Below are 14,839 nucleotides of genomic sequence, written 5' to 3'. Positions count from 1 at the left end.
GAGAAGTATGACATGTTGCGGTATGTGTCGCTTTTGAATGATGAATGGATAAGTAATAGAATCATGTTTGGGAGGAGAAATTATAGATGGGAAAAAGATATACAATGCCCTATGAAGTGGCTTATTATGATGGTGATATCACGAAGCAAATGACCCTGCCGTCTATGCTGGCGGTAGTCATCAAAACTTCAGAAGAGCAAAGTGCTCTGCTGGGAAGAGATGCGGAATATATTGCTGGTTTAGGGCTGGGCTGGGTAATCACAAACTATGAAATAAAGATCGATCGTTTGCCTAAAGTTGGCGAAAAAATCACAGTAACAACAGAGGCGTTATCTTATAATAAGTATTTCTGTTATCGTAATTTTTGGATACATGATGAAGAGGGAAACGAGTGTGTGCTGATCAAGTCGACATTCGTATTGATGAATAGAGAAAACCGAAAAATGGGCAGCGTTTCAGAAGAAATCATTGCACCATATGAAAGTGAAAAAATCAAAAAAATTCAACGAAGTGAAAAAATTGAAAAGGTTGAGGACGGTCGTTCACAGAGCTATCGTGTCAGGTATTTTGATATTGACGGGAATCAGCATGTGAACAATGCCATTTACTTTAATTGGTTGTTGGATGTTCTGGGGTATGATTTCCTTTCAGCTCATCAGCCTGTTCATATCAATGTGAAGTTTGACAAGGAAGTGGAGTATGGTCATGAAGTGGAGAGCCATTACGACATTGTTGAGGAAGAACAGGGCTTGAAAACACGCCATGAAATCAGGATAGGCGAGCAATTGTATTGTGAAGCGAATATTCGTTGGAATTAAGTCGGTATTTGCCGACAGCTAAAATAGATAAGGCTGAATTGGAGTTAAGTATTTCAGAAGGTATCTGTTTCGAGGGTATCAGTATATTTGAAATTTTCAACACATTCTTCCCTATAGTGAGGAAGAAAAAAGAGTAGTGAAAGGAAGCGAGAGCATGATCCGTTTGGGGTTGACCTCCTTTAATGAACATGAGACATTAACAGGGAAAAAACGCTCAACACTGTATGAATATGCCGGTCATCTACCATTAGTAGAGATGGATACAGCATATTATGGTATTCCTAAACAGGAGTCTGTCAAAAATTGGGTTGAGGCTGTTCCCGAGGATTTTCGCTTTGTGATAAAGGTGTATAGCGGGATCAGCTGTCAGGGCGAGTGGGAAACCTACTATCAGAGTGAAGAGGAAATGATTCAAGCGTTTCTTCATAGCATGGAGCCCTTGATCCAAAGCGGCAAGCTATTCGCTTTTCTTGTCCAATTTTCTGCAAGCTTTAGCTGTACAAAGGAAAATGTCAATTACCTTGTAAAAATAAGGCAGTGGTTTTCGGAGTATCCAATTGCTGTTGAACTGAGAAGCGGTACATGGTATCAGCCGGAGCTGATCAAGCAGACACTGGGTTTTATGAAGCAGCAGGATTTCTCTCTGGTAATAGTAGATGAGCCTCAGATTCCTACAAATCCAGTCCCGTTTTATCCATTTGTGACCAATGAGGTGTTTACCTTGTTTCGCTTTCATGGGCGAAATGCGGCGGGATGGCTGGCGAATGATAAGGAATGGCGCAAGAAACGGACCCTCTATCGTTATAACAAAGAAGAAATCGCTGAGCTTAGCCAAGCGGTTGGTGCAGCGGCTGAAAAGTCAAAAGAGGTAGGGGTCATTTTTAATAATAATTCCGGCGGAGATGCTGCCGGTAACGCATTAGATATGCAAGCAGAACTTAATTTAGAATATGAGAATTTAAATCCAAAGCAAATGGGTTTATTTTAAGGTGATTTATGATAAAGATGATTTTATTTGATATTGATGGAACGTTAGTAAACAAGCATGCACGTGCGCTTGAGTCGACTAGAAAAGCAATTCGTGCTGCTCAGAAGCAGGGGATTATTTGCGGCGTTGCAACTGGTCGGGGGCCTATCCATTTAACAGAGCAGATCGATGCGTTGAATCTGGATGTGTTTGTGACCTATAACGGCCAGCTGGTGTATACAAAAGATACAACTCTGTACGCCAAAGCCTTTGATAAGGACACGCTGGAAAGAATCGTTGATTTTGCTGATGAGGGACATCGACAAATGATGTTTGGCGGTCGTACTAGGATGGAGGGCAGTTCGTTGATGAAATTTGGGCAGAATACGAGGGCAAAGAAATTGGCTCGTTTCATCCCCAAATGGTTTCCTATTTCCTTCGTCAAAAATTTTTTAATCAAGTTTCGTCCTGGGAAAGAAGAGTGTCGCTACCATGAGTTGAATATTTTGGATGAGGAAATCTATCAATGTGTATTGTTGAGTCCGGTGGAGGAAAAAGACTTTCTTGTCCAGCAACTGCCGAACTGTACCATGACGCGCTCGAATCCGTATGTTGTGGATATTATTCCTCAAGGAGGATCGAAGCTTCAGGGGATTCAAAAATGCATTGAGCATTTTCAGCTGACATTGGATGAAGTAATGGTATTTGGTGATAACTGGAATGATGTTGAAATGCTGGCGGGTGTCGGAATCGGGGTAGCGATGGGAAATGCGCCGTCTGGAGTAAAAGCTGCGGCAAAGTATGTAACGGATTCTAATGAGGATGACGGGATTTATCATGCATTGATCCATTATGATGTAATCAAGGAGGAAGCCTATGAAAATCGATAACCCTTACGAGAAAGCAGAGCTTTTTCATGAAACTTTTGACAATCGACGACCGGAAGCGCCAAAAGCATTCACCAGTAAAGAAGCTTCTGCACGTGCCGGTTTTAAGGTGGAAGAGCTGGTGGAATTTCTATATGCATCGGCTGATAATGATGCGGAGCAATTTCATACACTTGTCCAACAGCTGAAGGCAGATGTGGATACTGCTGAAAAGAAAATGCTGCAAAAAGAAAAACAGATTGATGACGTATTAGTGGATCAGGTGGATGCTTTGATTGACCTGCTTTATTTTACATACGGCTCTTTTTCGTTGCTGGGCGTTGATCCAACAGAACTATTCACAATTGTCCACGAGGCGAACATGGGCAAGCTTTTCTCAGATGGAAAGCCTCGCTACCATGAGGTGACCCATAAAGTATTGAAGCCTGATGACTGGGAAGAGAAGCATGCACCGGAACCAAAGCTTAAGGCGGAACTGGAGCGTCAAAAAAAGAAAAGACAGCAATCCTAGAATCCTTCGATTCTATGGGTGCTGTCTTTTTGCTTGTAGAAGGAAGTGATCATTCAGCTTGCTCGCCGAAGAATGTTTCATAAAGTGCTCGAATGGCGTGTTTTTCTTCTTCTTCACGAATACCAAACATAATACTGACCTCAGAAGAGCCTTGGTTGATCATTTCCAGATTGATTTTATTTTTTGCAAGGGCAGCTGTACTATCCGCTGTTACCCCGATGCGACGCTGCATTCCTTCGCCCACGATCATGATCATGGAAAGACCATGAGTGATTCGCAGCTCATCAGGTTTTAGCTCTTGCTCAAGCTCGTGGATCAGGTGTTCTTCGATTTCTGGTGTTAATTGGCGTTCACGTAAGACGATTGAGATATCATCGATCCCAGATGGCATATGCTCATAGCTTAAGCCCATATTTTCTAGGATTTCCAACACTTTACGTCCGAAGCCCAACTCTCTATTCATCAAGTACTTACTAATATAAATAGTCGCAAAATTTTGGTCACTGGCGATCCCCACAACAGGTTCCGCATCCGCTTCACGCTTTGTTGTGATCAAGGTACCCGGATGAGACGGGTTATTGGTATTTTTGATTACTACAGGGATATGAGCCTTATAGGCAGGCATCAGCGCTTCATCATGAAGTACTGCAAACCCGGCATAAGCCAGCTCCCGCATTTCCCGATAAGTCAGTTCTTTGATTGTTTTTGGCTGCCGAACGATTCCAGGATGAGCGACAAAAATACCATCGACATCTGTAAAGTTTTCATATAAATCAGCCTGAACACCAGCAGCAACGATCGATCCGGTAATATCCGAACCGCCACGTGAAAATGTACAAATTTCCCCAGCCTCTGTGTAGCCAAAGAAACCCGGAACCACAAAAATCTCTTCGCTGTCTCTATAACGGCGGATTTTCTCATAGGAAGAAGGAAGGATACGAGCATTTCCCGGTTCGTCTGTCACGATAATGCCTAAATCATGAGGATTTTTATAAACAGCAGGCAACCCCTGCTCTTTGAAAAAAGCAGCAACCAGCTTGGCATTATTATTTTCACCACTTGCCAGAAAAGCATCAAAAAGATGCGGATTGTTTTCCTTAGGCAACTGCGCCAATGCCTCCACTGATTGTTGAATATCCGCTAAAATTGTTTTATCCATAGCAAGCTCATCCATGATATTTTCATACCTTGCGATGATTTTCTGAATAAACTCTTGGGGATCTTCATTGTTCAGATACTTTTCATGGTAGCTGATCAATAAATCAGTCACCTTGATATCTTCATCGGAACGCTTACCAGGAGCGGAAACAACGACGAACTTTCGTGTTGCGTCATCTTTCACGATTTGAACTACTTTCTGTAATTGCTGCGCCGAAGCCAAAGAACTCCCGCCAAATTTAATAACTTTCACAAATTCCACTCCTTTATATTGTTGAGGAAACTGCTCAGATAACTGATCAGTTTCACCATTTAAGCTGTCCGTTGTCCATTTCCCTAGTATACCTGTTAAAAGGGAACTGGCACTCCTTTACATTGTTGAGGAAACTGTTCAGGTAACTGCTCAGTTTCACCATTTAAGCTGTCCGTTGTCCATTTCCCTAGTATACCTGTTAAAAGGGAACTGGCACTCCTTTATATTGCTGAGTAAATCGGTCAGGTAACTTCCCGATTTCTTCATATCAGCTGTCCGTTGTCCAATTCCCTAGTGTACCTGTTAAAAGGGAATTGGCACTCCTTCATATTCATTGATTTTACAGGTTGCAGGGTGCACATTTTAATATCCACAATATTGGGACAATTCAATCTGAAGTTCTGCTTCGTAAGTCTCTTTGTGGGTGCTTGGTTGGGTGTATATAGCAATCAGTTTAAGTGATTTATTACTGAATGGTTTATAGTTATTTTCTATTATATACAGAATAAGTGATTTGTGGTGCTTTCCAGATGTTTTATCTTCTTGTGATTAGAATATCAGGAATGATTCCTATTCTATTCTCATCGTTCTATAATATTAATAGTATAAAGGATACCGAAATTCTTGATGAAATGCAACAGGAAAAAGGTCTTTTCTGCCTCTTTTATCAAGTATTAAATAAATCACTTCATTTTTGTTCGAAATTTTGATAAACTGGAAGCAATGAAATTATTATCACTACTGGTGTGCATAAAGCTTAAGAGACTCTTAAGAGGAAGAGTGGAACAGAAATAATTTTCGCGATTTCCTCATTAAATTAGTGCTTGAAGAGCTGCTTTGTGATATAATTTTCTACGGTTGTCTTTTTGACGAGAATGATAAAGAATTTGTCCCAGTCTTTCAAGTTGTAATCTAGCAATTATTCATTGAGAGAGCTGCCTATTCCTAATTATAGAATGCTGAATAAACGGAGGAAACATTAATGAAGAACAATTTGATTATTATCGTGGTTTTAGTGATAATCATCGTTGCGGCTATCTTATACTTGATTGGTCATTTTATGCGGAGGCAAAATCAATCTAAACTCAAAGTTCTTGAAAAGAGAAAAGAAGAGTTATTCGATTTGCCTGTGATTGAAGAAGTTGACGAAATCAAAAAAATGCATATGGTCGGACAGAGTCAGAATACGTTCCGTGAATGGAATCAGCGTTGGGCAGACATTTCTACTCGTTCATTTGCAGAACTGGAAAGCCAGATTTTTGAAGTTGAAGAATTGAATGATTCATTCCGTTATATGAAAGCAAAACGAGCAGTTACAGAAGCTGAGCAAACAATGGATGAGATGGAATCTGAGGTTGAAGAGATTCGCCGAGGTCTGAAGGAACTTAGCGACAGTGAAGGACGTAACTCACTGGAAGTTCAAAAGGCATTGGATATCTACGAAGAGATCAGCGGCTTGCTTCAAGAGGAAAAAGACGGCTTTGGACCAGCTTATTCCGAACTTCAAAAGCAAGTGAAAAATATTGAAATCGAGTTTACACAGTTTGTGACACTGAATACATCAGGTGATCCTGTGGAAGCTAGAGAAGTATTGGAAAGCGCAGAGCGTCATACCTATGAATTGGATGATGTGATGAAACGAATTCCACCATTGCATGATGAGCTTAGCCGAGTATTCCCAGATCAGATCAAGGAAATCGAAGAAGGATACAAGCGTTTAAGAGAAGATCATTTTGTCTTCCCTGAACAAAACTTCGATGAAGAATTGAATCGCGTGAAGAAGCGTGTGAAAAACTCTACTGTTGATTTGGAAAAAGCGGAAGTTGCTGCGGTAGAAGTGGCAAATCGTGATACAGCAGCTGCAATTGATGCGCTGTATGAAGTAATGGAAAAAGAAATCAATTCTAAAAAATATGTGGTCAACAATCATAAAACGATTGGCGATTACATTGCCCATGTTCTTAGAAACAATCGTCAGCTGATGATCGAGCTGGATCATACGTCTCAAAGTTATACACTGAACCATAATGAGCTTGGACGTTCACGAGGCTTCCAGTCTGAAATTGAAGAACTGATTCGTCGCTATGAAGATTACGAGCCGAAAATGGCTGAACATACTGTTGCCTATTCAGAAGTACAGGTTTTCTTCAAAGACTGTTATCGTGTACTTGCTGACATTGAAAATCAGCAAATGGAAATCGATTTGTCCTTGAAAGAACTTCGTAAAGGTGAAAAAGAAGCACAGGATAAAGTGGATCAATTTGAATTCCGCTTACGTAACCTGAAGCGTTTTGTAGAGAAGAAACGTCTTCCCGGTTTACCAACGACTTATCTGGAATTCTTCTTTGTCGCTACTGACCGTATCGAAGAATTAAGTAAAGCATTGAATCGTATTCGTATCAATATCGATGAAATTAATAAGCTGGCAGATTTATGTGAAGAAGATCTGGAGCTGTTGGATAAGAAGACCAATGATTTGGTAAACTCAGCTGCTTTAACAGAGCAGATGATGCAATACGCAAATCGCTATCGTCATACAAATGAAGCAATCAGTCAGGCGATGGAAAAAACATTGGATCTATTCTCTAAAGAATATCGCTATCAGGATGCATTGGATGTGATTGGTACAGCACTTGAAAGAGTGGAACCAGGAGCATTCAGACGGATTGAAGATATTTACTTCAAAAACTTAGATGCTGTATAATAGAAACGGAGCAACTGTACAGGTTGCTCTGTTTTTTTCTTTGGTTGAGAACAGTCAATTAATACTGTTTGTTGATAATAAACGAGTCTGAGGAGCATAAAACGTGAATGATTGAAGAACGGCAGTAAAAACGATATAATGGTAAAGAATTTTTTTGGGAAGAAGGACATGAGAATGATTTATTTTGATAATAGCGCCACAACAGCTATTTATCCTCAAGTGTTGGATACTTATATAAAAACCAGTCAGCGGATCATCGGTAATCCATCTAGTCTGCATGAGCTTGGTAATCAGGCGTATCGCTTGTTGGAACAAGCGAGAAAGCAAATCGCTGAGTTATTAGCTGTTGATACAGGAGAGATTTTCTTTACCTCAGGTGGAACTGAGGGAGACAACTGGATAATGAAGGGTACTGCAATTGAGAAACAAGCATTTGGCAAGCACATCATTATTTCAGGAATTGAGCATCCAGCAGTTTCAGAAACGGCGGCTCAGCTGGAAAAATTAGGTTTTGAGCTTTCGGTTTTACCGGTAGATGAGCGGGGCTTTGTTCGTGTGGAAGAATTAAGAGCATTGATCCGTAAAGAGACTATTTTAGTTTCTGTCATGGCAGTGAATAATGAGATTGGTACGATTCAACCGATAAAAGCAATCAGTGAGGTTTTAGAAGAATTTCCAACGATCCATTTTCATGTAGATGCGGTTCAGGCGATCGGTAAAGTTTCTAAAGAAGACTGGCTGACGTCGCGTGTTGACTTTGCAGTATTCTCAGCACACAAATTTCATGGTCCGAAGGGTGTCGGATTTATCTATTGGAAGAAAGGACGTAAGTTAGCGCCGTTGCTGACTGGCGGCGGTCAAGAAGAAAATCAGCGCAGCGGCACAGAGAATATCGCAGGGATTGTAGCGACAGCCAGAGCTCTCCGTCTTTACATTGAAAAGAATCAAGAGCGAGAAGGTCGTGTGGAACAGCTGCGTGATTACTTGCTCGAGCAGTTATCGGGGTATACGAATGTACGGCTGTTTTCTGAAAGTACGACAGATTTTGCCCCTCATATCGTGTGTTTTGCTCTACCGGGAATTCGCGGTGAGGTAATGGTCCATGCGTTAGAGGAAAAACAAATTTTTATCTCTACTACTAGCGCTTGCTCCAGTCGAAAAAAGACTGTTGGGAGCACACTTCATGCAATGAGAATTCCGGAAGGAGAGGCTAGTGCGGCCGTACGAATCAGTTTGGATGAGAGCAATACATTGGCAGAGGTGGAGCAGTTCATGATTATTTTCAATCAGCTGCATAAGAAATTTCTGAAGATCAATGGCTAGGCGTAAATCGATCGACTGAAAGCAATTGTTTGGAAATTTTTAGAATGAGTGATTTTCTTGACAGATTTCTCATAGATAAAGGCTTGAAAAATCCTGTTCCTATGTTATAGTGGAACAGGATTTTATTTCTAAAAGGCTCATCATACGAGAAGTGACCTTTGCATAATATGCAGAGCAAAGAAATTAGAAACGAATGTCATTTCTTCAACAGAGTTTATAATAGAGAGAAGCCGTTAAATAGAAAAATGGATCGATCCTATTTGTCCTAACGTAATCATCTATACATAGTAAAATAATCAAGCTGCATTGGCATAACAATGAAAGCAAGTGAAAGAGGGTTCTTATTTGAAATATACAGAAATCATGGTTCGCTACGGCGAGCTGTCTACTAAAGGAAAAAATAGAAAGACATTTATCATGCAGCTGGCAGCAAATGTGAAGCAGGCATTGAAGGGTTTTCCCGCAATCAAAATCCATGCAGATCGTGACCGCATGCATCTACTTTTAAATGGGGAAGATAGCACACAAATCATGCCGAAGCTGGCGAAGGTTTTTGGCATTCAGAGTTTTTCTCCAAGTATTCGTGTGGATAGAGAATTTGCAGTCGTGCGTTCGGCAGTACAGGAAATCATTAAAGAAGTCTATCAAGAAGGAAAAACATTTAAAATCACGACAAAGCGTTCCGACCATAGTTATGAAATGGATTCTAATGAGTTGAATCGTGAATTAGGCGGGGCAGTATTTGAAGTCTATCCAAATATTCAGGTGCAGATGAAGAAGCCGGATATCAATATTCGTGTGGAAATCCGTAGAGAAGGAGTCTATCTTTCTTATGAAACGATTCTTGGGGCAGGTGGTCTGCCTGCAGGAACTGGTGGACGTGGAATGCTGATGCTGTCAGGCGGGATCGATTCCCCGGTAGCCGGTTATTTATCGATGAAGCGAGGAGTAGAAGTCGAAGCTGTTCATTTTGCCAGTCCTCCTTATACAAGCGAGCAGGCCTTACAAAAGGCGAAAGATTTAGCTGGAAAGCTGGCCCCTTATTCAGGAAGCGTTCAGTTTATTGAAGTTCCCTTCACTGAAATCCAAGAGGAAATCAAACGAGTAGTGCCGCAAGGCTATTTGATGACGGTGACGCGTCGCTTGATGCTGCGTTTGACTGATGCACTGAGAGAACAGCGCAATGGGTTAGTGATCATCAACGGAGAATCGTTAGGTCAGGTTGCTTCTCAAACCCTGCAAAGTATGGTGGCAATCAATGAAGTCACAACGACACCGATCATTCGTCCAGTCGTTTCAATGGATAAAAATGAGATCATTGAGATTGCTGAGCGGATCGATACCTTCGAGCTGGCAATCCAGCCATTTGAGGATTGCTGCACGATTTTTGCGCCGCCGCAGCCGAAAACAAGGCCAAAACTGGAGAAGGCACGGGCTTATGAAGCACGCCTTGATCTCGAAGGTTTGATGGAACGTGCCCTTGCGGGAATCAAAGTTAGTGAAATAACGGCTGATAGTCAGAATGAAACGGAAGATGATTTTTCTGACTTGCTATAAGTAGAAAAAATGAAAGGATTGAGTGGGATCATGCCATTTAATCCTTTTATTTTTTGTGAAGAGTGTCTGTTTAGCGGCATAACCTTTAATGAGGATTTTTTTAATAAAATAATCTTTTTTGTAAAGAAAATCACTTTTTTTCACAAAGTGATTGCTGTATTCTTTGGCGGATGTTACACTAGAATGTGAAATAATTAACAAGGAGAAATCAAATGGAGATACTGGCAAACGAAAAAAAAATACCTAAAGCAACAGCCAAACGCTTACCATTGTATTTGCGCTATTTGAAAATGCTGGACGACTCGGGTGTTGTCCGAATCAAGTCCAGAGAATTCAGTGAAATCGTTCAAATTCCGCCTGCGACGATCCGTAGGGATTTTTCTCATTTAGGCGAGTTGGGCAGAAGCGGCTATGGCTACGATGTCCCTTACCTGATTGAGGTATTCAGTAATATCTTGAATACACAGGAGGAGAAGCGGATTGCACTGATCGGTTGTGGTAATCTTGGTCGGGCATTGATCAAAAACAATTTCAGACGAAACGAGAACTTGAATATTGTTTGTGCCTTCGATGTGAATGAAGAACTGGTGGGGGAAAAAGTCAACGATATTTGCGTACAGCCAATGGATCAGTTAACAAGAATGATCGAGGAAAATGGCGTGACTGTAGCGATTTCCACAGTTCCCAGCAAGTATGCACAAAGAGCCATCGATGAAATCGTTGATGCCGGTGTTACTGCGATTTTGAATTTTGCACCGGATCGAGTAACTGTTCCGAATCATGTGAATGTGCAGTATATTGATTTGACGACTGAACTGCAGACCTTGATCTATTTTGATACGACCTTTTCAAAGTAGGCAGTTTCTTTGAGTTCTTAAAATCGTTCCTCTATACTCATAGATGAAACCTGTTGAAATCAACGGAGGCTGCGCTTTTTTTCTCTAGCACAACTAGAGGAGCTTCGTGAATAGAATAATTTAGCAGGATGACTATGGAAATGAATAAAGGAGGAAATGGATATGATCGTAACAAGAAAAGGGAAACAGCTGGAATTAGCAGGAGAACAACCTAAAACAGGGGATGCAGCACCGGGCTTCACATTGAAAAATCTGGCGGACAAGGACATCAGTCTCAAGGATTTCAAAGGACAGCCGGTTCTGATCAGTGTGGTTCCTGATATTGATACTAGAATCTGCTCACTGCAGACAAAACGTTTCAATCAGGAAGCAGGAGCTGTAGAAGGTGTCGCGTTTTTGACAATTTCCAACAACAACAAAGAAGAGCAAAGCAATTGGTGTGCAGCGGAGGGTGTTGACATGGAGATGCTTCGTGATGAAGCCAACACATTCGGAGAAGCCTACGGATTGTTTATTCCTGAAATGGGGCATTTAGCTCGCGGGATTTTTGTTATTGATAAGGATGGCATCTTAGCTTATGAAAGAATCAGTCCGGAAATTGCGGAAGAGCCTGATTATACAGAAGCATTAGAAAAAGCCAAAGCCTTACGCTGATCGAGTTGAAATTGACTTTCTGTCTGCTTCATTGTAAAATGCGTTATAGGAATTCAATGGGAATCACATTGTTCATGGAGACATGTTCGTTGAGATCACCCCTCTTCAATAAAATAGACAATGAACAAGAGGAGTACTGTCAGCAGGATTTTAGAGAGAAAATCGGTTGGTGAAAGATTTTACGAATCTGGCAGGAAGGTAGCTTGTGAGTCAATCATTCGAATAACAAGTAGTAGAATGATTCGAGTTGTGATCGTTATCTCACTGTGAATAAGAGGTGTCTGAAGAACGTTCAGATGCAAATTAGGTGGTACCGCGTAGTAAATACGTCCTAAAGCAGTTTTATGAACTGTTTTAGGGCTTTTTTTATTTTCAAAATACTTATTTATATGAATCGCAGGAAGTGGCTGTTGCCTGATAGATAACTTTTAGCAGCCATTGTTTATGTCACTTATTTTGTCATATTCATACAGAAGAATAAAAGAAAGAAGGAGATAAAGATGTCAGAAGAAAATAACTTACCTACAAAATATCAACCAACTGAAATCGAACAAGGCAGATATCAAAAATGGCTGGATCAGGACCTATTCAAGCCTAATGGAAATAAGGATGCTAAGCCGTATTCTATAGTGATCCCGCCGCCAAATGTTACTGGAAAGCTTCATTTAGGCCATGCGTGGGATACCGCTTTGCAGGATATCATTATTCGTCAGAAAAGAATGCAGGGCTACGATACCTTATGGTTACCGGGAATGGACCATGCTGGTATCGCTACACAGGCAAAGGTAGAAGAAAAACTAGCTGAGCAAGGAATTTCACGTTATGATCTAGGACGTGAAAAATTTATTGAGCAGGTTTGGGACTGGAAAGAGGAGTATGCCTCTCATATTCGTGAGCAATGGGCAAAGCTTGGTTTGTCTTTAGACTATAGTCGTGAACGCTTCACTTTGGATGATGGGCTGTCTGATGCTGTACGTAAGGTTTTTGTAAAGCTCTACGAAAAGGATCTGATCTATCGTGGCGAGTACATCATCAACTGGGACCCGAAAGCAAGAACAGCTTTGTCTGATATTGAAGTAATCCACAAGGATATCGAGGGTGCCTTTTACCATATGAGCTATCCATTGACAGATGGTTCAGGTGTTGTGGAAATCGCTACAACACGTCCTGAAACTATGCTTGGAGATACGGCGATCGCTGTTCACCCGGAAGACGAACGCTATCAAGCACTGATTGGACAGACTGTTACGTTACCGTTGATGGATAAGGAAATACCAATCATTGCGGATGAGTACGTAGATATGGAATTTGGAACAGGTGTGGTAAAAATCACACCGGCTCATGATCCAAATGACTTTGAGGTGGGGAATCGTCATGATCTGCCACGGGTAAACGTGATGAATGACGATGGTTCCATGAACGAACTGGCTGGAAAGTATGCGGGAATGGATCGCTTTGCCGCACGTAAAATGATCGTTTCTGATTTGAAGGAAATGGGTCGTTTGATCAAAATTGAAAAGATGAATCACAGTGTTGGACATTCAGAACGGACAGGTGTTGTTGTCGAGCCTCGTCTATCTACGCAATGGTTTGTTAAAATGCAGCCATTGGCAGAGGAAGCAATCAAGAATCAGCAATCTGACAATGCGGTAGAATTTTTCCCTGATCGTTTCAATAATACATTCGTTCGCTGGATGGAAAATGTTCATGACTGGGTAATCTCACGTCAATTATGGTGGGGGCATCAAATCCCTGCTTGGTATCATAACGAGACTGGCGAAATGTATGTTGGTATGGAGGCGCCTGAGGATAGTGAGAACTGGACACAGGATAGTGATGTATTAGATACTTGGTTCAGCTCTGCCTTATGGCCGTTTTCAACAATGGGCTGGCCGGATGAAGCAAGCAGCGATTACCAACGCTACTTCCCAACAAGTACATTAGTAACTGCTTACGATATCATCTTCTTCTGGGTAAGCCGGATGATCTTCCAAAGCTTGGAATTTACCGGAGAACGTCCATTCCAATATGCCTTGATCCATGGCTTGATCCGTGATGAGCAGGGGCGTAAGATGAGTAAATCTCTTGGCAACGGGATCGATCCGATGGATGTCATTGAGAAATATGGTGCGGATGCTTTGCGCTGGTTCTTATCAAATGGTTCGGCACCGGGACAGGATGTTCGTTTCAGCTATGAAAAAATGGATGCAGCTTGGAACTTCATCAATAAAATCTGGAATGCCAGCCGTTTTGTTATTATGAATATCGAAGGCATGACAGTTAATGATGTTGACTTCAGCGGAGAGAAAACCGTTGCGGATCGGTGGATATTGACACGATTGAATGAAACCATTGAACGTGTAACAGAATTGTTTGACCGTTTTGAGTTCGGTGAAGCAGGGCGTCAGCTGTATAACTTTATCTGGGATGATTTCTGTGACTGGTATATTGAGATGAGTAAGGAAATCCTTTATGGGGAAGACGAAGCAGCGAAACAGACAACGAAGAGCATTCTTGTTCATGTGTTGGATAATATCCTACGCTTGCTGCACCCAATCATGCCATTTGTGACAGAAGAAATCTGGGAAAAGATCCCTCATGAGGGCGTGTCACTGGTGGTTGCTGATTATCCAGTAGTTCATCCGGAATATTCTGATGAGGAAGCGGCACAAGGGATGGAAGTACTAAAGGAAGTGATTCGTTCTGTTCGGAATATCCGTGCGGAAGTGAACACGCCGCTATCTAAACCAATCACATTGCTGATCAAAACGACAGATGCAGCAATCGATCGTTTCTTGATCACAAATAAAAATTACATTGATCGCTTCTGTAATCCGGAAGAGCTGACAATCAGCGGGGATATCACACCTCCTGAATTGGCAATGTCTGCGATCTTAACTGGTGTAGAGATATACTTGCCGCTGGCAGGACTGATCAATATTGAAGAGGAAGTCGCTCGTCTTGAAAAAGAGCTGGGTAAATGGGATCAAGAAGTGAAACGTGTACAAGGAAAGCTTTCCAATGAGCGTTTTGTTTCTAATGCGCCGGATGATGTTGTTCAGGCTGAGAAGGAAAAAGAAAAGGATTATCTTGAAAAGCAGAAAACTGTACGTGAAAGAATTGAACAGCTAAGAACAATTGGGTAATTCA

At 41.5% G+C, this 14,839-nt stretch carries 11 protein-coding genes and 1 other annotated feature; of the genes, 10 read left to right on the top strand and 1 reads right to left on the bottom strand.

Annotated features, from left to right (window positions below; translation table 11 throughout):
• The first annotated feature begins 86 nt into the window (after nucleotides 1–86).
• The 4 genes from I6N96_RS09190 to I6N96_RS09175 all read left to right on the top strand — a co-directional run bounded on the left by I6N96_RS09190 (nucleotide 87) and on the right by I6N96_RS09175 (nucleotide 3,183).
• Nucleotides 87–818: an acyl-ACP thioesterase domain-containing protein gene (locus tag I6N96_RS09190; protein ID WP_209557279.1), complete on the top strand. Its 732-nt coding sequence runs from the start codon at nucleotides 87–89 to the stop codon at nucleotides 816–818.
• 154 nt (nucleotides 819–972) lie between these two features.
• Nucleotides 973–1,806, top strand: coding sequence for a DUF72 domain-containing protein (locus I6N96_RS09185; RefSeq protein ID WP_209557278.1), 834 nt, complete (start codon nucleotides 973–975; stop codon nucleotides 1,804–1,806).
• Between the two features lie 17 nt (nucleotides 1,807–1,823).
• A complete protein-coding gene (locus I6N96_RS09180; protein WP_347339078.1) occupies nucleotides 1,824–2,675 on the top strand; it encodes a Cof-type HAD-IIB family hydrolase in 852 nt (283 codons plus the stop codon).
• Nucleotides 2,662–3,183: a pyrophosphohydrolase domain-containing protein gene (locus tag I6N96_RS09175; RefSeq protein ID WP_209557276.1), complete on the top strand. Its 522-nt coding sequence runs from the start codon at nucleotides 2,662–2,664 to the stop codon at nucleotides 3,181–3,183. The genes I6N96_RS09180 and I6N96_RS09175 overlap by 14 nt, the downstream gene beginning before the upstream one ends.
• 49 nt (nucleotides 3,184–3,232) lie before the next feature.
• On the opposite strand, the gene I6N96_RS09170 is transcribed toward I6N96_RS09175, so the two are convergent.
• Nucleotides 3,233–4,594 (bottom strand): aspartate kinase, encoded by a 1,362-nt coding sequence (locus I6N96_RS09170; protein ID WP_209557275.1) that lies wholly within the window; start codon nucleotides 4,592–4,594, stop codon nucleotides 3,233–3,235.
• Between the two features lie 982 nt (nucleotides 4,595–5,576).
• On the opposite strand from I6N96_RS09170, the gene I6N96_RS09165 reads away from it, so the two are divergent.
• From I6N96_RS09165 to I6N96_RS09140, 6 genes are all read left to right on the top strand, one after another.
• Nucleotides 5,577–7,298 (top strand): septation ring formation regulator EzrA, encoded by a 1,722-nt coding sequence (locus I6N96_RS09165; RefSeq protein ID WP_209557274.1) that lies wholly within the window; start codon nucleotides 5,577–5,579, stop codon nucleotides 7,296–7,298.
• Between the two features lie 174 nt (nucleotides 7,299–7,472).
• Entirely contained in the window at nucleotides 7,473–8,621 is a 1,149-nt protein-coding gene (locus I6N96_RS09160) for a cysteine desulfurase family protein (RefSeq protein WP_209557273.1), read from the top strand.
• 345 nt (nucleotides 8,622–8,966) lie between these two features.
• Nucleotides 8,967–10,178: a tRNA uracil 4-sulfurtransferase ThiI gene (gene thiI / locus I6N96_RS09155; protein WP_209557272.1), complete on the top strand. Its 1,212-nt coding sequence runs from the start codon at nucleotides 8,967–8,969 to the stop codon at nucleotides 10,176–10,178.
• Nucleotides 10,179–10,390: 212 nt separating this feature from the next.
• Nucleotides 10,391–11,035 (top strand): redox-sensing transcriptional repressor Rex, encoded by a 645-nt coding sequence (locus I6N96_RS09150; protein WP_209557271.1) that lies wholly within the window; start codon nucleotides 10,391–10,393, stop codon nucleotides 11,033–11,035.
• A 162-nt stretch (nucleotides 11,036–11,197) separates the two neighbouring features.
• The gene (tpx, locus tag I6N96_RS09145) at nucleotides 11,198–11,689 is read left to right on the top strand and encodes a thiol peroxidase (RefSeq protein ID WP_209557270.1); all 492 of its coding nucleotides are present in this window, start codon (nucleotides 11,198–11,200) and stop codon (nucleotides 11,687–11,689) included.
• A gap of 111 nt (nucleotides 11,690–11,800) precedes the next feature.
• Nucleotides 11,801–12,026 (top strand) — a binding site (T-box leader).
• Between the two features lie 163 nt (nucleotides 12,027–12,189).
• Complete coding sequence (locus I6N96_RS09140) at nucleotides 12,190–14,835, top strand: valine--tRNA ligase (RefSeq protein WP_209557269.1); 2,646 nt, start codon at nucleotides 12,190–12,192, stop codon at nucleotides 14,833–14,835.
• Nucleotides 14,836–14,839 lie beyond the last annotated feature (4 nt).

Origin of the sequence: Enterococcus larvae (genome assembly GCF_017830045.1) — a bacterium.
Taxonomy (GTDB): domain Bacteria; phylum Bacillota; class Bacilli; order Lactobacillales; family Enterococcaceae; genus Enterococcus_L; species Enterococcus_L larvae.
The sequence above is the reverse complement of the archived record's forward strand: the minus strand, read 5'-3'. Positions and strand labels throughout refer to the sequence as shown.